At 66.2% G+C, this 20,224-nt stretch carries 21 protein-coding genes; 9 read left to right on the forward strand and 12 right to left on the reverse strand.

Translation table 11 applies throughout. The annotated features are described in order from the left end of the window. Positions 1-30 precede the first annotated feature (30 nt). Entirely contained in the window at positions 31-1,299 is a 1,269-nt protein-coding gene (locus NU1_RS31470; protein WP_067527195.1) for a cytochrome P450, read from the forward strand. 40 nt (positions 1,300-1,339) lie between these two features. On the opposite strand, the gene NU1_RS31475 is transcribed toward NU1_RS31470, so the two are convergent. Beyond that, complete coding sequence (locus NU1_RS31475) at positions 1,340-1,867, reverse strand: dihydrofolate reductase family protein (RefSeq protein ID WP_067527109.1); 528 nt, start codon at positions 1,865-1,867, stop codon at positions 1,340-1,342. Positions 1,868-2,303: 436 nt separating this feature from the next. Between NU1_RS31475 and secG the strand changes: the two genes are divergently transcribed. The 3 genes from secG (at position 2,304) to NU1_RS31495 (ending at position 4,629) form a co-directional block, all read left to right on the forward strand. Beyond that, complete coding sequence (gene secG / locus NU1_RS31480; RefSeq protein WP_067527110.1) at positions 2,304-2,537, forward strand: preprotein translocase subunit SecG; 234 nt, start codon at positions 2,304-2,306, stop codon at positions 2,535-2,537. Between the two features lie 270 nt (positions 2,538-2,807). Then, complete coding sequence (locus NU1_RS31490; RefSeq protein ID WP_067527112.1) at positions 2,808-3,809, forward strand: alpha/beta hydrolase; 1,002 nt, start codon at positions 2,808-2,810, stop codon at positions 3,807-3,809. Between the two features lie 133 nt (positions 3,810-3,942). Next, a complete protein-coding gene (locus NU1_RS31495; RefSeq protein WP_067527113.1) occupies positions 3,943-4,629 on the forward strand; it encodes a DUF1361 domain-containing protein in 687 nt (228 codons plus the stop codon). Here NU1_RS31495 and fadD8 read toward each other — a convergent pair whose 3' ends face one another. The 3 genes from fadD8 to NU1_RS31510 are packed head-to-tail and all read right to left on the reverse strand — an operon-like array spanning position 4,630 to position 8,354. After that, complete coding sequence (gene fadD8 / locus NU1_RS31500) at positions 4,630-6,237, reverse strand: fatty-acid--CoA ligase FadD8 (protein WP_067527114.1); 1,608 nt, start codon at positions 6,235-6,237, stop codon at positions 4,630-4,632. Between the two features lie 23 nt (positions 6,238-6,260). Beyond that, positions 6,261-7,457 (reverse strand): thiolase C-terminal domain-containing protein, encoded by a 1,197-nt coding sequence (locus NU1_RS31505; protein WP_067527115.1) that lies wholly within the window; start codon positions 7,455-7,457, stop codon positions 6,261-6,263. Between the two features lie 48 nt (positions 7,458-7,505). Then, on the reverse strand, positions 7,506-8,354 hold the full coding sequence (locus tag NU1_RS31510; RefSeq protein WP_067527116.1) for an SDR family NAD(P)-dependent oxidoreductase: 849 nt from the start codon (positions 8,352-8,354) through the stop codon (positions 7,506-7,508). Positions 8,355-8,426: 72 nt separating this feature from the next. Here NU1_RS31510 and NU1_RS31515 point away from each other — a divergent pair, with 72 nt between their 5' ends. Next, positions 8,427-9,401 carry an alpha/beta fold hydrolase gene (locus NU1_RS31515; RefSeq protein WP_067527117.1) on the forward strand — a complete coding sequence of 325 codons (975 nt, stop codon included), beginning with the start codon at positions 8,427-8,429 and terminating at the stop codon, positions 9,399-9,401. A 179-nt stretch (positions 9,402-9,580) separates the two neighbouring features. Here NU1_RS31515 and NU1_RS31520 read toward each other — a convergent pair whose 3' ends face one another. Then, positions 9,581-11,290, reverse strand: coding sequence for a serine/threonine-protein kinase (locus NU1_RS31520; protein WP_067527118.1), 1,710 nt, complete (start codon positions 11,288-11,290; stop codon positions 9,581-9,583). Positions 11,291-11,583: 293 nt separating this feature from the next. After that, the gene (locus tag NU1_RS31525) at positions 11,584-12,231 is read right to left on the reverse strand and encodes a TetR/AcrR family transcriptional regulator (protein ID WP_067527119.1); all 648 of its coding nucleotides are present in this window, start codon (positions 12,229-12,231) and stop codon (positions 11,584-11,586) included. Between the two features lie 124 nt (positions 12,232-12,355). Between NU1_RS31525 and NU1_RS31530 the strand changes: the two genes are divergently transcribed. The 4 genes from NU1_RS31530 to NU1_RS31545 all read left to right on the forward strand — a co-directional run bounded on the left by NU1_RS31530 (position 12,356) and on the right by NU1_RS31545 (position 15,030). Continuing rightward, complete coding sequence (locus NU1_RS31530) at positions 12,356-13,177, forward strand: SDR family NAD(P)-dependent oxidoreductase (RefSeq protein WP_067527120.1); 822 nt, start codon at positions 12,356-12,358, stop codon at positions 13,175-13,177. Between the two features lie 99 nt (positions 13,178-13,276). Then, entirely contained in the window at positions 13,277-13,936 is a 660-nt protein-coding gene (locus tag NU1_RS31535) for a DUF1275 family protein (protein WP_169815174.1), read from the forward strand. A gap of 56 nt (positions 13,937-13,992) precedes the next feature. Continuing rightward, a complete protein-coding gene (locus NU1_RS31540) occupies positions 13,993-14,586 on the forward strand; it encodes a DUF4291 domain-containing protein (protein WP_067527122.1) in 594 nt (197 codons plus the stop codon). A gap of 129 nt (positions 14,587-14,715) precedes the next feature. Then, positions 14,716-15,030, forward strand: a complete 315-nt coding sequence (locus tag NU1_RS31545) for a hypothetical protein (protein WP_067527123.1) — start codon at positions 14,716-14,718, stop codon at positions 15,028-15,030. Between the two features lie 24 nt (positions 15,031-15,054). On the opposite strand, the gene NU1_RS31550 is transcribed toward NU1_RS31545, so the two are convergent. From NU1_RS31550 to zwf, 6 genes are all read right to left on the reverse strand, one after another. After that, positions 15,055-15,447: an SRPBCC family protein gene (locus NU1_RS31550; protein ID WP_067527124.1), complete on the reverse strand. Its 393-nt coding sequence runs from the start codon at positions 15,445-15,447 to the stop codon at positions 15,055-15,057. Between the two features lie 40 nt (positions 15,448-15,487). Continuing rightward, positions 15,488-16,426: a hypothetical protein gene (locus tag NU1_RS31555; protein WP_067527125.1), complete on the reverse strand. Its 939-nt coding sequence runs from the start codon at positions 16,424-16,426 to the stop codon at positions 15,488-15,490. A 151-nt stretch (positions 16,427-16,577) separates the two neighbouring features. After that, entirely contained in the window at positions 16,578-16,826 is a 249-nt protein-coding gene (locus NU1_RS31560) for a S1 RNA-binding domain-containing protein (protein ID WP_067527196.1), read from the reverse strand. A 206-nt stretch (positions 16,827-17,032) separates the two neighbouring features. Continuing rightward, on the reverse strand, positions 17,033-17,767 hold the full coding sequence (gene pgl / locus NU1_RS31565) for a 6-phosphogluconolactonase (RefSeq protein ID WP_067527126.1): 735 nt from the start codon (positions 17,765-17,767) through the stop codon (positions 17,033-17,035). Next, entirely contained in the window at positions 17,760-18,668 is a 909-nt protein-coding gene (gene opcA / locus NU1_RS31570) for a glucose-6-phosphate dehydrogenase assembly protein OpcA (protein WP_311924426.1), read from the reverse strand. Before opcA ends, pgl begins: the two co-directional genes overlap by 8 nt. Next, positions 18,665-20,224, reverse strand: a complete 1,560-nt coding sequence (gene zwf, locus NU1_RS31575; RefSeq protein WP_067527128.1) for a glucose-6-phosphate dehydrogenase — start codon at positions 20,222-20,224, stop codon at positions 18,665-18,667. The genes opcA and zwf overlap by 4 nt, the downstream gene beginning before the upstream one ends.

Here is a 20,224-nt window from a genome sequence, read left to right on the forward strand (position 1 = left end):
GCCCCTCCCGGTCTTCCGGCCTGGCCGGGAATGGGTGCGGCCTACGGCGCGGGGTATCTCCTCGGAGGAGAACGCCTGGCGCGCAGGCTCATCGAGCACTACGGACCGCTCATGCAGCTGCCGATGTTGGGGCTGGGCACGCTGGCGGTGGTCTCGGATCCCGATCTGGTCAAGCAGGTCTTCACCGCGAAACCCGATGTGCTGCTCGGCGGGGAGGGCGTCGGTCCGGCGGCAGCGATCTACGGCCACGACTCGATGTTCGTACAGGAAGAACCCGAGCACCTACGTCGCCGCAAACTGCTGACTCCACCACTGCACGGGCAAGCACTGGACAGCTACAACCCGATCATCGAGGAAGAGGCCCGCCGGGCGTTGGCTCGATTCCCGGTCGGCCGCCCGTTCCAGATGCTGCACGCCGCCCGCGATTTCACCCTCGACATCATCGTGCGGATCATCTTCGGCGTCACCGATCGCGCCGAGATCACCCGGCTCGGGCAGCCGTTCGCGGAATTGCTCGACCTGGCGCTGACCGAGCAGACCGTCCTGCGCTACGTCCTGCGCGGCACCGGGACACTGCGGTGGTGGCCGCAGCTGGCCCGAATCAACCGCGCCGTCGCCGCGGTAGTCGAACCCACGATCTCCCAGCGCCGACAGGACCCGGAACTGGCTGCGCGCCAAGATGTTCTGTCACTGCTGATGTGTGCACGCACCGAAACCGGCGAAGGGCTGACCGACGCGGAAATACTCGCCGATCTGATCACACTGATGCTGGCCGGACACGAAACCACCGCCACCACCCTGGCATGGATGTTCGACGCGCTGCTGCATCGCCCCGGATCCCTTGCTCGCGTGCGCGCCGAAGCCGACACCGGCGCAAACGAATACACGATCGCGGTGATCAACGAGACGATGCGACTGCGGCCACCGGTACCGTTCACCTCCCGTGTCACCACCGGTCCCTACCAACTCGGCGAGCATCTCCTCGCGCCCGGCACCCGGATCGTGCTCTACATCGACGCGGTCAACAAGAACCCCCGAATCTACGAACAGCCGGACCAGTTCCGGCCCGAAAGATTCCTGGGAACGCGGCCCTCGACCTACGGCTGGATCCCGTTCGGCGGTGGCATCAAACGCTGCTTGGGCGCCAGCTTCTCCCAGCGAGAGCTCATCATCGCCACACACACTCTCCTGCGAGCAGGCGAATTCACCCCCGCACAGCGCCACGAAGAACAACCCGTTCGCCGCTCGGTTGTCGTCGTTCCCCGTGGCGGAGTGAAGGTTCGCTACCGCCCGCTGTAACCGGCTGGTTGGAGACTGGTGTCAGGATCGGATCTGGCTGCTACTTCGTTGTCACGGGATGGAAGCGCACGTCCACCTCGGCGACGGGATGCGAGCCCTGGGCGTGCCGGAGCCGGATCGGCCGCCCGCCAGGGCTGTCGAACAGCCGGATGCCGTCGCCGAGCAGGATCGGCGCGATGTGCAGGTCGATCTCGTCGATCAGACCGCGTTCGAGGAGCTGGCGGCCGATCGACGGCGAGAGGACTTCGAGGTTCTTGCCGTCGGCAGCCTCGAGACCGATCCGTACTGCCTCGGCGACGTCGCAGTTCAGGAACGTGACGCCCTCGGCTGGCGCGGCGTCCTCGGGGTGGTGGGTGAGGATGAAGATCGGCCCCTCCCAGTCCCAGCCGTCCCGGCCGCCGAGGACTGCGCCTGTGGTCGCGATGTACTCCTGCTCCACGCCGTCGCGTCCGGTGAACCCGGTCATCCAGTCCATGGCGTGGCCCGGTCCCGCCACGAACCCGTCCAACGACATCGTGAAGTGGAACAGGACCTTTCCCTCGGCCCGCTGCGGTTCGATCTCGGTCATCGGAAGCCTTTCCGCTCGTCACGCCTGGCGCAAAAGCGCCCGCTGCACTGTTAGACGAGACGGCCGCCGGGAATTCATCGCCAGTCCAGGACCATTGCTCGACGAGGTTCCAAGGCAACTTCTCGCGGGTGCGGTGGTACGCCGAGATCGGGCCGATGACCCTCGCCCGCTCATCGGTGCGTGCCCAGGCGTAGAGCCATCCGGGGACGCGTCCGGAGATGTCGAGATCTCATGTGAAGGGCGAGTGAACTCGCCTGGCGTGTGGGTAGGTGCGGGACAGCCAGGGATGTCGAGTGCCAATCTCCTCCCACCTTTTTTCCAGGATCACGCGAGATGTGGCGGGATGGGCGAAGGTGATTGCGGACGGCGCGGAAGGGGGTCGCTATGAGCAGGGCGGATGCGAACCCTCCGCCGACGTGCGCATAGGATGTCCCCTATGCGGATGTTCCTCGATATCCTCCTGATCATCACCAGCCTGCTGCTGGTGCTGCTGGTGCTGCTGCACCGCGCCAAGGGCGGAGGTCTGTCCAGCCTTTTCGGTGGCGGCGTGCAATCAAGCCTGTCCGGTTCCACCGTTGTCGAGAAGAACCTCGACCGCATCACCATCTTCACGGGAATCATCTGGTTGATCGCCATCCTCGGCATCGGCCTCGAGATCAAGTTCGCCTGATCCGAAACCCAGATCACCCGGGCATCGCCGAGCGCGGTGCCCGGGTGATCTGTGCTGGGCGGACTTCACCCCATCGCGCGGGCGCTGATGGCGGCGCCGATCTCGTCCTCGACCGGAACCGATCGGATAAGGTTCTGTGCGACCGGGTAAGGGTGTGGTCGGCCGTCGGCGGAGTGGGAAAGCACGGGTAGGACCTTGATTCGTCGATACATCCGCCGCAGTGCCGAGCGAGTCGCGGCGGTTGCGGTGGCGACCGGAGTTCTTGCCGGCATGGTGGTGGGGATCGGGGTGACGACCGCGGCGGCGAGCGATCCGATTATGGATTCGCGGGAACTGCTGGCCGATCCGGTCGCATCGAATGGTTCGCGAATCATGAAGGCGACCTTCACCGGCGACCGCACTATTCGGTTGTTCGTGTACTCGGCAGCGATGGAGCAGCACTTTCCGGTGGATGTGCAGCGCCCAGCCGACGCTTCCGTACCGCGACCGACGCTGTATCTGCTCAATGGCGCGGATGGCGGGGAAGGATCCGCGAACTGGAAGACCAGGACCGATATCGTCTCCGGGTTCCTCGCCGATAAGAACGTGAACGTGGTGCAGCCGATCGGTGGCGCGTTCACCTACTACACCGACTGGATCAATGAGGATCCGACGCGCGGAAAGATCAAGTGGCGCACCTTCTTCACCGAGGAGCTGCCGCCCTTGATCGATGCCGCGCTGGGCACCAACGGAATCAATGCCGTCGCCGGTCTATCGACCTCGGGCACCACGGTTCTCAACCTGCCGATTCACAAACCCGGCCTGTACTCGGCGGTCGCCGCCTACTCCGGCTGCGCCCAGACCGCCGACCCGATCGGCCGGGAATTCGTGAAACTCGGTGTGGATGTGTGGGGCGGCGGTGACACCGAGAATATGTACGGCCCCGCCGGTGCCCCGGCCTGGTCGGAAAACGATCCGGTGCTCAATGCGCACGGACTGCGAGGTCTGGATCTGTACCTGTCCACCGGAAACGGTCTACCGGGTGTGCACGACACGCTCGACAACAGGTACTCCGGCGGAACCGGGACCAATACCCTCGCCAACCAACTTATTGTCGGCGGACTGATCGAGGCCGCGACGAATTTCTGCACCCGCAATCTCAAAGCCGAGCTGGATTCCCTGGGTATCCCGGCAACATATAATTTCCGTCCCTCCGGCACTCATTCCTGGGGCTACTGGAACGACGACTTCATCGATTCATGGCCGGTTCTCGCTCGGGGTCTGGGCTTGTAGCGCGCGCGATCAGCTCGATGCCCGTCAGACTTCGCTGTCGCTGATGTGCGGCTCCGGTGCGGGTGTTGTGTGGAAAGTGTGGAGTCTCTGAAAGAAAGCGCGGATGGCGCGCAGCCGTGGGCATGATGGGCACATGAACGTTATGGAGGCGGTCGGGCCCAGCCTGGCGGGGGTACTGCACCGGAATGTGTTCTGGATGGTGTGGAATACGATATTGGCGTGGATACCAGTGGGTTTGGCGCTGGTGGTATTTCGAATGGGGCGGCCGGGGGAGCGGCGCCTACCGGTATCGCCGGTGTGGTGGGGCGGGCTGATATTGCTGGTGCTGTTCCTGCCGAACGCGCCGTATGTGGTGACCGATCTCGTGCATTTGCGCGATGACATTCGGTGGGCGGGGGACGGTCCGGTGGTGACGACCGTACTGCCGGTGTACGCCGCGTTCATCGCCTCCGGATTCCTGGCCTACTACCTGGTATTGCGCGAGATAACCCGGTTCCTGGACCGTTCGGGACTCCGGTCGTGGCGGACGCCGGTAACCCTCGGCGTGCACCTGCTGTGTGCGGTGGGCGTTTTCCTCGGGCGCTGGGTGCGGCTCAATTCGTGGGAGCCGGTGGTGGAACCGCGCGGCACCTTCGAGCGAATGATGCTGGCACTGACCTGGGAGTGGGCCCCGATTCTCATTGCGGCCGTTTTCGTGGCAACGGCATTGGGGCACTTCATGACTCGCGCGGTGGTCGAGGCGGCCGCGGACAGTGCGCGCAGCGGAGCCGAACTCGTGCGCGCACTGCGGGCCGGGCGTCCGGCCACCGACCGGGCGTGATCAGGCGATACCCAGGCGCTCCTGGGCGATGAGCCGGACGGCCTTCTTATCGGGCTTGCCGAGTCCGGTGAGCGGCAATTTCTCGATGACCACGAAATGCTTGGGGACCTGTACCGATCCCTTGCGCTGTTTGACGGTCTGCTGGATCTCGGCGGTCACGGTTTCGATGGCCGCCGGGTCACCGGCCGTCGCCGCGTCGAAGACGACCACGGCGGTGACGGCCTCGCCCCACTGCGGGTCCGGCACCCCGACCACCGCCACGTCGAGGACGCTGGAGTGTTCTGCCACCACATCTTCCACCTCACGCGGGAAGACATTGAATCCGCCGGTGACGACCATGTCCTTGCTGCGGCCGACGATATGGAGGAACCCGTCCTCGTCCTCGCGGGCGAGGTCGCCGGTGCGCAGCCACCCGCCGGAGAAGGTTTCCGCGGTCACCTCCGGCAGATTCAGGTAGCCCGCCGCGAGCAGCGGTCCCGAGACACAGATTTCGCCGACCTCACCGGGTGCGACGATCTGGTTGTCGGCATCGATCAGGGCGACGCGCAGCGAGGTGGAGGGCCGTCCACACGAGCTGAGTCGCGCCTGGTCGTGCTCATCCTTGGCGAGGTAGCTGATCGCCATCGGCGCCTCGGACTGCCCGAAGTACTGCGCGAAAATGGGCCCGAACTTCTCGATGGCCTGCGTCAAACGCGTCGGGTCGATGGCGGACGCACCGTAGTACACCGTCTCGAGGGACGACAGATCGCGGGTCGCGGCGTCGGGGTGGTCGAGTAGCGCGTAGATCATGGACGGCACCAGCATGGTGGCGCTGATCTTGTGCTCCTCGATGGCGCGCAGCACCTCCCCGGCATCGAAGCGCGGCAGCACAATGCATTCGCCGCCCAGCAGCACCACGGGCACGAAGAATGCCGCGCCCGCATGGGAAAGCGGTGTGCAGATCAGGAATTTCGGCCGCTTCGGCCATTCCCATTCCGCCAGCTGAATCTGGGTCATGGTGGCCATGGCGAGCGCGGTACCGATGACGCCCTTGGGCTTTCCGGTGGTGCCACCGGTGTAGCTGATCGAGATGACATCGTCGGGGCGCAGTTCGACCGCTTCGATCGGACCGGCCTCGAACTTCTCGACCTCGGCCAGGAAATCGACGCCCACATCGGACAATTCTTCCGGCACCGGACCCAGCACGAGCACCTTGTTGAGCCCCGGCACCCGGTCCACCAGGTCTCGGGCGCGCTGCACGAACGCCGGTACCGGATCGAGGACCAACGTCGTAATGCCCGCGTCCGCAAGCACATACGCGTGATCATCGAGTCCGCCGATCGGATGCAGCGCGGTGCGGCGATGCCCGCGAACCTGTCCGGCGGCAATGGTGAACAGCACCTCGGGCCGATTCAGCGCGAGCACACCGACCGGGCTGCCGGTCTGTAGACCGTTGGCCTCGAACGCGGCCACGTACCGGCTGATGGCGTCGAGGACATCCGCGCCGGTGAGCACGGTATCGCCCAGTGTCACTACGGGATGTTTCCGGTGGCGTCGCAGTCCGGCCAGGAGGCTGTGCCCGTTGTGCACGGGCATCCGCAGGCGGGTATCGGGATCGATTGTGGTCATTGTTCTGTGAACTCCCGTTTCGGTCAGCGTGCGTTCGGTGCCGCGTAGAGGGTGACGGCGGTCGCGCCGCCGAGGCCGAGATTGTGCGCCAGTGCGATCTTCGCGTCCGGCACCTGCCGCTCACCGGCGAGTCCGCGCAGCTGCCAGGACAATTCGGTGGCCTGCGCCAGACCGGTCGCGCCGAGCGGGTGACCCTTGGAGATGAGCCCGCCCGACGGGTTCACCACCCAGGTGCCGCCGTAGGTGGTCGCACCGGACTCCACCAGTGCACCCGATTCACCCTCGCCACACAGGCCCAGTGCCTCGTAGGTGATCAGCTCGTTGATGGAGAAGCAGTCGTGCAGTTCGATCACATCGACATCGGCGGCGGTCATACCGGCGGTGTCGAACACCTTCGCCGCCGCCCGCCGGGTCATCCCCGCGCCGACCACATCGATCATGGAGCCGGTCGAGAATGCCGACGCGTCGTCGGTGGCCAGTTCCTGCGCGAGGATCTCCACGGCCTGATCCTGCAGCCCGTGCGCCCGCACGAACTCCTCACTCACCACGACCGCCGCGGCCGCGCCGTCGGACATGGGTGAGCACTGCGAGCGGGTCAGCGGCCCGTGTACCGGCTTATCGGTCAACACCTGGTCCAGGGTGTACGCATCCTGGAACTGCGCCAAGGGGTTTCGGGTGGAGTGTTCGTGATTCTTGACCGCCACCCGGGCCAGCTGCTCGGGTGTGGTGCCGTAGAGCTTCATATGCTCGATGGCGGCATTGCCGAAGAACTGCGTGGTTATCGGCGCATTGCCGAAGTCGTACTGTCCGCGCATGACGCCGAGCGGCTTGTCGACGGTGGTGACCTTGGGCTTGGTGGCCGGTCCGGCCATGGCCTCCTTGGTCATCTGCTCGAAGCCGACCGCCAGGGCCGCCTCCGCGATACCGCTGCCGACCCATTCGCGCGCCAGCATGAGCGCCGTGGAGCCGGTCGCGCAATTGTTGTTGACGTTGACCATCGGGATACCGGTCAGGCCCACGTCGTAGAGGGCGCGCTGCCCGGCCGCGGAGGGCTGGAAGACGTAGCCGACGGCGGCGCGCTGGACCTGGTCATAGGTGACGCCCGCATCGCCGAGCGCACCGCGCACGGCCTCGCCGACCATTTCGGGATAGGTCCATTCGCGGGAGCCGATCTTGACGAACGGCGTCATGGCGACACCCACGATGAAAACGCGACGCATGTTGTGCACTCCTTCTGTTGATTTCTCCACCGGTTCGCTCGGGTCGAGCTAGTCGGCGCGCGGAATACGGCCGTCGAGATCGGTGAACCCGTACGCTTCGGCCAGATCGGCTACCCGCCAAGCCTTTCCGGTGCGATTGCGGCGCTTGGCATCGGCCGCGAGTGCCACCACCGCGCGCCCCGGGAAACGCGGCGTTTCCGCGGCGGCCAGATCGAAGGTGCCCTCCCCGGGCAGCGTGACCAGGCGGCGACCCTGGTCGTCGGCCGGTACCATTTGCAGCAGTTCGGTATCCACGATTCCCGGCCAGATCGACACCGCCGTCACCTCGGTCTCGGTGAGGTCGTGGGCCAGATCGGCGGTGAGCCGGTCGAGGGCGGTCTTGCCGACACCGTAGACGGCATTGTGCATATACCGCTGCGAACCCGGCGAGGAGACGTTCACGATCAAACCGCCCGCCTCGATGAGGAGCGGTGCGGCGAAAACGGCTGCCACGTAATGGGATCGGACGCCGATATCGAATGTCTCATCCCAGGCCTTGGGCGGCACCTCCCAGAACTTGCGGCCCAGCCAGCGCGCCGCCGAGGGTGAGTTGTAGACATTGTTCACCAGCACATCGAGTCGCCTGTGTTCGTCGCGCACCTGCGCGAACAACCGCTCCACCGCCGCGTCGTCGTGGTGATCGCAGACCACCGCCACCCCGACCCCACCCAGTTCGGTGATTTCGTCGGCGGTGGCATGCACGGTCCCGGGGAGATGTCCGGGCGTGGTGCTGCGCCCCGTGACATACACGGTCGCGCCCGCCGCGCCCAGCTCCAGGGCGATGCCCTTGCCGATACCGCGACTCGCGCCGGTGACCACCGCGACCCGGCCGTCGAGAATCTTGGGTATTTCGCTCACAACCGGTGGACACTACCTTGAAACAGGAACGTGTTCTAGAACTTGGAGGCGGTAGTGGAGTCGACGCGGCGAATGCTGGAGACCAGCGGAATCCGAATGCATGTCACCGAGCGGGGGCAGGGGTATCCGGTCATCTTCTGCCACGGGTTCCCGCACACCGGCTTCATCTGGCATCACCAGGTCGAGGCGCTCGCCGGGGCCGGATTCCGGGCCATTGCCCCCGACCTGCGCGGATATGGCCGCACCGAGGCGCCCGCCGATCCGGAGGCGTACACGAACGAGGCCGTCATCGGCGATCTGCTCGCGCTGCTCGATGACATCGGAGCCGAGCAGGCCGTCTTCGTCGGCCTCGATTTCGGGGCGCAACTGGTATGGGAGCTGTCGCTGCGCGCCCCCGAACGGGTCGCCGCGGTCATGGTGCTGAACAACCCGTTCGCCCCCCGCCCGCCGCGACCGCCCTCGGACTTCTGGACCAAGGCCGCGCAACGCCACTTCCTGCACCTGTCCTACTTCCAGGAGCCGGGCGTCGCCGATGTCGAACTCGCCGCGCGCACAAGGGAATTCCTGGGGCGCGTGTACTACTCGCTCAGCGGCGCGTACCACTACCTCGACACCTGGAAGAACCCCCCGGGCCTCGGTTACCTGGACGTCCTCCCCGAGGCCCCGGAAATGCCGTGGACCTGGCTCACTCAGGCCGAATTCGACACCCTCGTAGAGGATTTCGAACGCACCGGCTTCACCGGCGGGTTGAACTGGTACCGCAATCTGGACCGCAACTGGGAACTCACCGCCGCCTACGCCGGTGCCAAGGTGGAAGTCCCCGCCTTCTTCCTCTACGGCGAACACGATCCCGATATGGAGGGCTTCAGCGGCCGCGACCCCCTCGCCACCATGCGCGCCCACGTTCCCGACCTGCGCACGGTCATCGAAGTGCCCGGCGCGGGCCACCTAGTCCAGTTGGAGAATCCGCAGGCGGTCAACGACTTCCTGCTCACCTGCCTCGCCGGTCTCGGCCTGGGCACCGCCACGGTGTCCAACCGGGGTTGAGTCGCAGCGGCGCAGTGGGGCGAAGTCTGTGTCGCCCACCGTCGCCCTCGTCATTGCGGCGTGCACTCGGCGGGGATCCCACACCGCCGCAGTGGTGAGTCCAGCCACCAGCATGCCGGGGTGGCGGGGGCTGCCCCGCGCGTACGCCCTCGGCCGTAACTCATTGCGCTGACTGCCGTTCAGTGCATGGGGAGCGAGGTCCAGAAGGCGCGTAACTCGTCGAGAGTGTGGTTGCCGTACATGGTCGAGGTGTACATGAGGTACCTGTCGCGCTCGGCGTTACCGGTGAAGTCGGTAATGAGGCCTTCCGCGTGCGGTGGCGGGTCGTAGAGGAATTCGTAGTTGGTGTACGTGTGGCCGCCGTTGACCGCGGGGGCGCTCGTCTGGTTCGACAGTGCCTCGATGACCGCCCGCGCCTCATCGGCCGTCTGGTATCCGAAGATCTGATAGCTCGGACGGCCGGATCCGTAGCAGGTCCACCGGGTGCGCCACTGACCCATCTGCGGTTTGAATTCCTCTGTCTGCCATTGGGCTTCGCTGGGTATGTCGGTGTAGCACTCGGTCCCGTCGAAACCGGTGGCGATCCAGTTAGTCGACGGGACCTTCTCGATATTCCTGATCAGATTCGGGAATTCGTCGACGACCGCCTTGGACGCCTCATCGAAGGTGGGTTCGGCATTGCGGTTGCTCACGGTGAGAGCGATGCCCGCGGCGACGGCGAGTACGACGACCAGGCCGAGGCAGAGGCCGAGGATGACCCCGGCGCGGGAGCGGCGGGGTGGACGGCCGTAGGGCGGGACGGGAGGGTGCGGATAGGTCGGAGGGGGCGCGTAGTTCGCAGCGTGCGCGTACGCGGGCTGTGGCGCGTACGCGGGCTGTGGCGCGGGTGCGTACGTGGGCTGTGGCGCGGGTGCGTAGGCGGGTGGCGGTGCGGGTGCGTACGTGGGCTGTGGTGCGGGGGAGTGCGGCGATTGTGATGCGGGTTGCCGTCGCACCGGAACCGGTTGCGGCGCAACGGGTGCGGCATACGAGGGCGCTACCGTTGTCGGCGCACTGTCCGACCCGGTGAGCGCCCGCACGGCCGCATCGGTGAATTCCACGCATGACCCGAACCGATCCTCGGGTCGCTTCGCCAAGGCTCGACCCAGGACGGCGTCGAGGGCTCGCGGCAGCCCCGCCCGCAACCTGCTCGGTTCCGGCGGCGACTCCCGCAGGTGCCCCTCGATCACCCCCGCCGGATCCCGCGAGGAGAACGGCGGTGACCCCGTCAAGAGCCAGAACAGTGTGCACGCCAACGAGTACTGATCCGTGCGCCCGTCCATCGGCATCCCCGTGAGCTGTTCGGGTGAAGCGAATTCGATGGTCGCCGTGAAGGTTCCGGTGCGTGTGAGATGGGTGCTGTCATCGTGTAGTCGCGCGATTCCGAAATCGGTGAGAAAGACGCGCTCATGACCTCCCGGGGAGGTGCCGATCAGCACATTCGCCGGTTTCACATCCCGGTGCAGCACCCCCATGCCGTTGGCATAGTCGAGAGCAGCGGCGGTCTCGCCCGCGATCCGCACCGCCCGTTGCGGCGGTAAGGTTTCCGGATTCAGCGAGGAGGCATCGACCCCGTCGACATACTGCATGGAAATCCACAGCTGATCGTCCTCGAGCCCCCGGTCGTACACCGTGACGATATTCGTGTGGTCGAGGCGCGCGACCAGATCCGCCTCCCGCTCGAACCGCGCCCGCACCTCCGCATCGGAGAACATCTCGCGATTCAACAGCTTGAGCGCCGTCAATCGAGGCAGCCGCGGATGGTGAGCCAGATACACCGAACCCATCCCGCCCAGCCCCAGCACACGCTCGATGGTGTACCCGGCGAACACATCACCCGTGTGAAGCACCCCGCGACCTCTCGTTCATCCCACCCCGAACCCCGGCGAACCGGGTGCGACCGATGGTATCCGGCCCAGCTTCGCGGGTTATGCCCCCTGTGCCGATCCGGTGGCCCCGGAAAGCTCACCGTGCTGTCGGGGCGATGGTGGCCCAGGGCCTGATTCAACTGAGCCGCTCGGGAATTCCCGTCGACGGTTACACGGAATCGCCGACATCTCGAACGAGGCCCTCCCCGTGGCCCGGGCCGACGCGTAATCCCGCAAACGGCACCGGGTTTCGGTAGTGCGAGGGGTCTCGGCCGCTATCGACCGTAGGCCGCCAGGAATGTCGTGACCGCCGCGTCTGCAATGGTTCTCAGTTCGCGGTCGGGCAGCGGGCCGGTTCCCAGTCGTGAACGGGCATCGGCGGGTCCGGTGAGGAGCGCGGCGAATTGTGCGGCGGCCATATCCGGATCGTCGATGTCGAGCGTGCCGGACAGGGTCAGGCGTGCGAGTCGGTCGGCCAATGCTCGGGTGACCCGCTTCGAGACCGCGTCGACGATATCCAGGAGGTCCGGAAACTGGAGGGCCTCCGCGCAGACCAGTCTGCGCAGAGTTTGAGAATCATCGGCGCAATAGCATGCGGCCAGCTGTGATCCGACCGCCCGCAGTGTCGCCGCGAGGTCGTCGCCGACATTCTCGAGCTGTTCGACGGCGGCGAGATTGGCAGCGAGGGCGTTATCGGAGAGCGCTCGTACGGATTCCCTGAGCAGGGTCTCCTTATCACCGAAGTGGTTGTAGACGGTCGCCTTGGCGACCCTGGCTTCGGCCGCTATGTCGTCGACCCGCGCCTGGGCGTAGCCGGTGCGTGCGAACACAGTGAACGCGGCGGCCAGCACCGCCTGCTGTTTGTCGATACGCCCACGTGAGGTTGTTGGGCGCGCGCGGGACAGGTCGGGGGCCGTATTCACCGGGCCAGTATAGCGAGAAATGGACTCGTGAGTCTGACCGGGTGGACTCGCTTGTCTATTTAGACTTGTCAGTCTAGTCTTCCGTATCGGAAAGTATGAAAACTGTTCGGACGAGGAGAATCTTGTGCAGACCGTGGTCATTACCGGCGGAACCGACGGCATGGGGAAAGCGCTCGCGCTGACCTATCTGCGGCGGGGCGATCAGGTCGTCGTTGTCGGCACCAATGCGCACAAGGGGCAAGCGGTCCTCGACGCCGCCGACACCCTGGGTGCCGCCCACTGCATCGAGTTCATCCAGGCGGATCTGAGCCTGATCGCCGAGAACCGGCGGGTGGTAGGCCGGATCACGGCGACGTACCCGGTCGTGGATGTGCTGGTGCTGGGTGCGCGCTACTACCGGGCGACTCGATTCGTCACCTCCGAAGGCTTCGAAGCCAATTTCGCGCTGTTCTATCTGAGCCGATATCTGCTCGGACATGGTCTCGTCGCCCACTTGGACCGCGCCGACGCACCGGTCATCCTCGACCTGTCCGGCCCCGGCGGTGACCTGGCCCGAATTCGATGGGACGATCTGCAGTTCGCGCACGGCTACCACCCCGACGAGGTGATGGGGCAGTGCGGGAAACTCAGTGACCTGCTCGGTGTCTCGTTCACCCGCCGCTATCCGCACAGCCGGGTTCGCTACGTGCTGCTGCACCCCGGCCTGACCGCTACCGGGTTCACCGGCGAATATGACACTGCCAGTGCCGAAGTCGTCGCCCGCATGCGCGAACAGGGCCAACCCGTCGAAGTGGCACTCACCCGTATCCTGCGCCACCTCGACAACCCGCCGGCCACTCCGCTGTCCGCGTTCATGCAGGACGATGCGGTCGACACCGACGGTGAACCGTTCGATCGCGCATCGGCCGAACGGCTTTCGGTGATCACCGCGAATCTGCTGCACTGACAGCTGGGGAGGCGGGGTCTCAGAGTGGGCCGGGTGTGACCGATGGTGTCCGGCCCGGCTTCTCGGGGCGGGCGGCGTCGCGCCGATACGGTGAGTTCCATGCCGATCGAACATGCGTCTACGGTGCGGTTTCCGGGTGGGCCGACTCCGCTGATTCTGCTCGCCGCAGCGGCGGGGGCGATGGATGCGCTGGTGTTCACCGAGTTCGGGAAGGTGTTCGCGAGCGTGCTCACGGGCAATTTTGTGCTGTTGGGGGTGGCGGTCGCCGGCGCGGGTATCGATGTGTCTGCGCCGATCATCGTGCTTGTGGGATACCTCGTCGGTGTCGTCGCGGCCGGGCGGTGGTGTCGCGGTGAGCAGATGCGGCACGTACATCAGTGCTTGGCGGTGGAGGCGCTGATGGTGGCCGCGCTCGCGGTGCTGATCGGTGCCGCGCGCGAAACCATCGGAGCGGTACTGCCCCTGGTGCTCGCGTCACTGGCCATGGGCATTCAGTCGGCGACCGTGCTGGCGGCCGATTCATCCTCGCCGACAACCTATTTGACGAGCACCTTCACCCGCTTCTTCAGTGACCTGGCTGCCGCGGGCACGGTGGATCCCTGGGCGCTGGCGCGCATCGCCGCCCTGGCCGTCGGCGCGGGTTCGGCGGTAGCCCTGAGCAATTCGGCCGCCGATTGGGGGTTCGCACTTCCTGCGATACTCATCGTGTTGGCGGCATGCCTCGTGTTCCGGGGCTCGCGCGCACCCCGGGAGCGATAGCCTGCCTCGGTCGAAATCGGCTTGCTCCACGCCGATCCGCCCACCACTGTGTTCGCGTGCAGACCTACGAGATCCGGGCCGACTACAACCGCGACACCATCGCGGTCTATCAGGCATACAGCCCGACGATCGGCACGGCCGCCGTCGAGCACGGCCGCTTCGTGGAACCGTTCTCGCGCCACCGCATGACCTGGATCAAGCCGTCCTTCCTCTGGATGATGGCGCGCAGCAACTGGGCGCAGAAGCCGGGGCAGGAAATGGTGCTGGCCGTCCGCATTACGCGGACCGGCTGGGAGGAGGCGCTCGCGCTCGCCGAACACACCAGCGCGAATCGCAAGGTGTACGCGGATCCCGACGAATGGCGGCAGCGGCTCGAGCACACGCCCGTCCACGTCCAGTGGGACCCGGAACGCACTCTGCGCGGTGCGCCCCTCGATGCCCGCAGCATCCAGATCGGCCTCAGCCGCCACATCATCGACCGCTATGTCGATGAATGGACAGTATCGATCGAGGACCTCACCCCGTTGGTCCGCGAGATCCACACACACCTGCGCGACGGGCGGGCCGACCGCGCCAAGCAGCTCCTACCCGCGGATCGGGTGTATCCGCTGATTCCCGAGTTGGCGCACCGGCTAGGAATCGACCGCTGAACCGCTCTCGCCCGGGTGGGGGCACGTCACCGGTTGGCCGGCGCGGTACGGCGGCGTGCGGGTCGATTCGTTGGAACACGAGCCCGATAATGAATCCGGCAGCCTCCTCCAGTTGCCGGGAGCGGGCGAGTGGGTCGAGGACGGCTGCGGTCGACCCTCGACGGCGGCGACCTGACCCACGGCGACGGCCTCGAACTGGCCGGTTCCACGCTGTGGGCCGTGCAGAACGCCACCGACACCATCACCCGCTGGGCCCTGTCCGACGACTACACCACCGCCACCCGGACCCGGCACGTCACCGACGAATCCCTGGGCCTGCCAACCACTCTGGTCCGTCGGGACAACTGCACCCTGGTCGTCTCCTCGCAATTCGACAAGGGCGGACCGATGGGCCCCGGCACCCCCACCACACCGTTCAAGGTCGTCGCAGTCGACGGCATCTGACCCGGGACCCGCACCGCCGCAGCGCTATTCGGCGAGCGCAGCCAGTCGGTCGATCGAAGCCCGCAGGCTATCGCTCGTCGTAGCCCGAGCCCGCGCGAACCGGTTCTCATCGGTCAACTTCGTCCAGTCGTAGGTATGGGTCACCCGAGTCCGACCCTCGTCGATCGGTTCGAGCTCCCAGCGCCACAAATGCCCCGGCGGCTCCATACCCGGCTCGGAGGGCAGCCACGCGATACGCCGTCCCTCCGCGAACTCGACAATGTGGTTCTCCCGAATCTGGTGTCCCTGGGCGAGCGCCATAACGAATACGTCCCCCACGCCCCGCACTCGTTGCCCCGCAGGCGCTTCCGCCAAGTTCTCGTTACCGTCCCAGCGTGGCTGCTGCGCGGGATCGGCGACCCCCCACCCACCTGGCACCCCGCTTTCGTACTCAGCACCCCGTACGCGGGGTGCTCAGTCACAACGCGGGGTGCCAAGAACCTTTGGGGTTGTGGTGGGAGAGGGTGGCGGCGGTGTGGATGCGGGCTCGGAGGTGGGTGGGGGAGGTTAGGTGTTGCCAGGTCCAGCGGGTTACTGACCAGCCTTGGGCTCGGAGGGTGTCTTCGCGGGTTTTTTCGGCGAGGATTTGCGCTTCGAGGGGGCGGTTGCCTCGGATGGATTTGTGGTACTTGATTCTTCCGTCGAATTCTCCCACTACGCCCAAGGTTGGCCAGAGGAAGTCGACTCGGGCTATGAAGGTGCCGTCTGGGGTCAGGATGCGGGGTTGGAGTTCTGGTGGGGGGAGGGTGGGGTCGTTCAGGGCTACTCGGCTGCGGGACTCGCCGACGCTTTCGGAGCGGCCATCCAGGAAGGCGAGGACGCGGCGGGCGGCTTGGCAGCCGGGGCGGTGTGCTGCGCGGATCAGTTGGTCGGTGAGTTCGGCGTGGGTGGTTTTGCGCAGGTGGAGGGCGGCGTCGCCGATTACCACGGATTGCTCGAACGGTGCGGTTCGGGCAATGTCGATGATAGTTCGGGCTGTCGAGGTGAGTCGCAAGCCATCGATTTCGACCGCGTCGTCGGGCTCGATGGCACCGTGGTGCACCACGATTCGCTTCCTGATACGGCCACCGGATCTGCGGTCGCGGGTGACGTGGACACGCGCCAGTGGCATCGACCAGACCGGCAGTCCGTGTGCGATCGCGGCGGAAACGTGGGATATGTAGGCGTCGCCGCTGATTCGTTGAGTTGCCGCGCGCACGGCGACCAGATGCCGCTGCTCCAACGACAGGTCGACAATGCTGTCGGCTGGCAGGTAATGCCCACGCCGAACTCGGCACCAGTCCTTACCCGCGAGTTCCTGGTCGCTGTATCCCAAGCGCAGGGCATCGCGGCGCGAAATCGGTGGGGGCAGTGTCATGCCTCGATCGTTCGGGACCGCACCGACAATCAGACTTCTCGAGCGCCCTCGCTGTGGACAAATCTCCGCCTTGTGGAGATCAGGCATTTCGGCTGTACGTCTACGCTGACAGGTGTGGGGCCGGATGGAGCCCGGCCCCACACCTACCGCGCTACGCCGGTGTGAGGCTCACACGCTTGCGGTCGTCGTCGACGGCCAGAATCCGTACCGGCACAGTCGATCCGACCTCGGGCAGGGCGCTGGTCTCCGATATGTGCAGCAGCCCTTCGATTCCGGGCGCCAGCGCGAGGAAGGCTCCGAACGGCACGATCGAGACGACCGAGCCTTCGAGGGTGCTTCCGGGCGCGTTGGCGGCGCGGAACGACTGCCACTGCGGCAGTGAAACTTGCTCTTGGGACATGAATTTCACCTCCTTCCGCGGTCCCTGAAACATCTGGGAAGCGTGGGGAGGGCGGGCCTCTGGCCCGAGCCGCTATCAACTAGCGGCCGGGGAACCCGTCTGTGTGCGGCATATAGCCGACCCGGCAGTCACAGGACCAAGGTAGCCAGCAGCTCGGGAGCGCGCAAGACCCCGGCGGTACGCGACGTGCCGACGGGGCGTTCGGTTCAGTTCGTCAGGTCGGCCGCGGCTGTGTCGTCGAGCAGCCAGGTGGTGGATTCGGACCCGAGGGCACCGGCGGCGGGGATATCCAGTGGGGATGCGCCGTTGAGGGCGGCGGCTACGGCTGCGGCCTTGGCTTCGCCGGCGACGATGAGGACCACATGGCGGGCGCGACGGATGGCCGGGAGGGTCAGTGTCACGCGCACGGCGGGCGGTTTCGGGGAATCGGTGACCGCGACAACGAGTTCGTGGGCCTCGCGGGTGGCGTCGGAGTGCGGGAACAGGGAGTTGATGTGGCCTTCGCCGCCCATACCGAGCAGGTGCAGGTCGAAGGCTCCGTGCTGGGCGAGATGGGCGTGGACGGCGGCGGAGTACATACCCGCCGCTTCCACGGGGTCGACGTATTCGCCATCGGACGCCTCGACCGGGTGGACTCGGGAGGGGTCCACCGGGACGTGATCGAGGAGGGCCCGGCGCGCCTGGAGTTCATTGCGTTCCGGGTCGCCATGGGGGAGGAAACGTTCGTCACCCCAGAAGATGTCGAGCTGGGACCAGTCGATATCGCCGGGAGCGCGGCGGACCCACTCCAGCAGGCCGATACCGGTCCCGCCGCCGGTGAGCACCACCGACGCCGAGCCGCGCAGGCGCTGCGCCTCCACCACCTCGGCGACGAAGCGGACTGCCGCGGCCTGGACCAAATCCTCTGTGGTGGAGAAGGTTTCGACGGCGGACTTACTCATAGCTGACCCTTTCGATTCCGGTGAGTGCCTCGGCGTAGATATCGTCGGCGTCGAGGTGCCGCAGCTCCTCGGCGAGGCAGTCGCGCGTTTCCCGGCGGGCCAGGGCCAAGCGCTGCTCGGGTTCGCCGGTGCGCGTCAGGGTCGCGGTGCGACCCTCCTGGGGGCGGGAGATGGCGATCGATACCGACGGCCGGTGAATTTCGACCTTCAGGTCACCGGTCTGCCGCACCACGGGGCAGGACAGCCGGGCGGCCAGCCAGCCGGCGAGCATATCGAGGGCCGGTTCGCCGCGCAGCCCCGAAACCGTCACGGACTCAACGGCTTCGAAGGGCTGCTCATCCAGCGCCGCCGCCAGTAGCGCCCGCCAGTAGGTAATGCGGCTCCACGCCAGATCGGTATCGCCGGGCGCGTAGGAGTTGCGGCGCGCCTTGATGGTCGACTGCGGATCCGGCGCGAATGTGGCGTCGGTGATCCGGCGGGTCGCCAAGCGCCCCACCGCATCCTTGGACGGAAAGTCCGGTGCGCCCCGCGGCCACCACGCCACCACGGGCGTATCGGGCAGCAGGAACGGAATCACCACGCTGTTCTCGTGACTGACGAGATCACCCTGCAGCCGAAGCACTATTACTTCGGCCGCGCCCGCATCCCCACCGACCCGGATCTGGGCGTCCAATCGAGTCTCGGAGGTGCGATCGCCCCGCGCCAGCACGATTACCCGGCAGGGATGTTCGCGACTCGCGTCATTGGCGGCGTCGATGGCGTCCTCGGCCTCGGAGCTGTCGAGGGTGCACACCACGAGCGTGAGCACCCGCCCTACGGTCACCACGCCATTGGCCTCGCGCAGCTGCACGAGCCGCTTGGATACCTCCCGGGTATCGGTATCCGGCATATCGATGATCACGGCCGCCGCCATTCCCGCCCGCTGCGCGCGAGCATCTCCTCGGCCGATTTCGGACCCCAGCCGCCCGCTTCGTACGGCTCGGGTCGGCCATTGGCGGCCCAGTGGTCGAGTACGGGATCGAGGATGCGCCAGGACAATTCGACCTCCTCATTGACCGGGAACAGGGAGGGCACCCCGAGCAGCACATCGAGAATGAGCCGCTCGTACGCCTCGGGGGAGTCCTCGGTGAAGGCCTCGCCGTAGCTGAAGTCCATATTCACGTCGCGGACCTCCATGCTGGAGCCGGGCACCTTGGACCCGAATCGCATGGTGATGCCCTCATCCGGCTGTACCCGGATCACCAGGGCGTTCTGACCGAGTTCCTCGGTCATGGTCTGGTCGAACGGCAGATGCGGTGCGCGCTTGAACACCACGGCGATCTCGGTGACCCGGCGACCCAGCCGCTTTCCGGTGCGCAGATAGAACGGCACCCCGGCCCACCGACGTGTTTCCACGGCGAGGGTGATGGCGGCATAGGTCTCGGTCGTGGAGTTCGGGTCGAAACCCTCCTCCTCCATCAAACCCACCACCGATTCGCTGCCCTGCCACCCGGCCGTGTACTGCCCGCGTGCGGTCGTCTCATCGAGTGGCTCGGCGAGTTTCGTCGCCGACAGCACCTTGACCTTCTCGATCTGCAATTGCTTGGGCTGGAAGCTGACCGGCTCCTCCATCGCCGTCAGCGCCAGCAGCTGGAGCAGATGGTTCTGGATCACATCCCGTGCCGCGCCGATACCGTCGTAATACCCTGCGCGCCCGCCCAATCCGATGTCCTCGGCCATGGTGATCTGCACATGGTCGACGTAATTGGCGTTCCAGATCGGGTCGAACAGCTGATTGGCGAAGCGCAGCGCCAGAATGTTCTGCACCGTCTCCTTGCCGAGATAGTGGTCGATGCGGAAGACCGTGTGCTCCGGGAACACCCGGTTCACCAGATCATTGAGTTCCTGCGCGCTGTGCAGGTCGTGTCCGAACGGTTTCTCGATGACCACCCGCCGCCACGGCGCGGGCCCCTTGCCGGTCTCCGGTTGTGCCAGACCGTTTTTGGATAGCTGGTCCAGCACCACCGGGAATTCGGTCGGCGGAATCGCTAGGTAGAAGGCGTGATTGCCGCCGGTCCCGCGATCCCGGTCGAGACCTTTGAGGGTGTTCGCCAGCCGGTGGAAGGCGGTGTCGTCCTCGAAAGTGCCCTGGACGAACCGCAATCCGTCCTCGAGCTGCTGCCACACCTCCTCCCGGAAGGGAGTGCGCGCGGAACTTCGCACCGATTCGTGTACGAGTTCGGCGAATTCCGCATCGCTCATATCGCGTCGGGCGAACCCGACCAGGGCGAAACCGGGCGGCAGCAGCCCCCGGTTCGCCAGGTCGTAGATGGCCGGCAGCAACTTGCGCCGCGACAGGTCACCGGTTACCCCGAAGATCACCATGCTGCACGGTCCAGCGATCCGGGGAACCCGGCTGTCCCGCCCATCCCGCAGCGGGTTTCCCGTCGTGGCCGTTGTCGCTGCGCGAGTCGACAC

The organism is Nocardia uniformis NBRC 13702, assembly GCF_001613345.1.
GTDB lineage: Bacteria > Actinomycetota > Actinomycetes > Mycobacteriales > Mycobacteriaceae > Nocardia > Nocardia uniformis.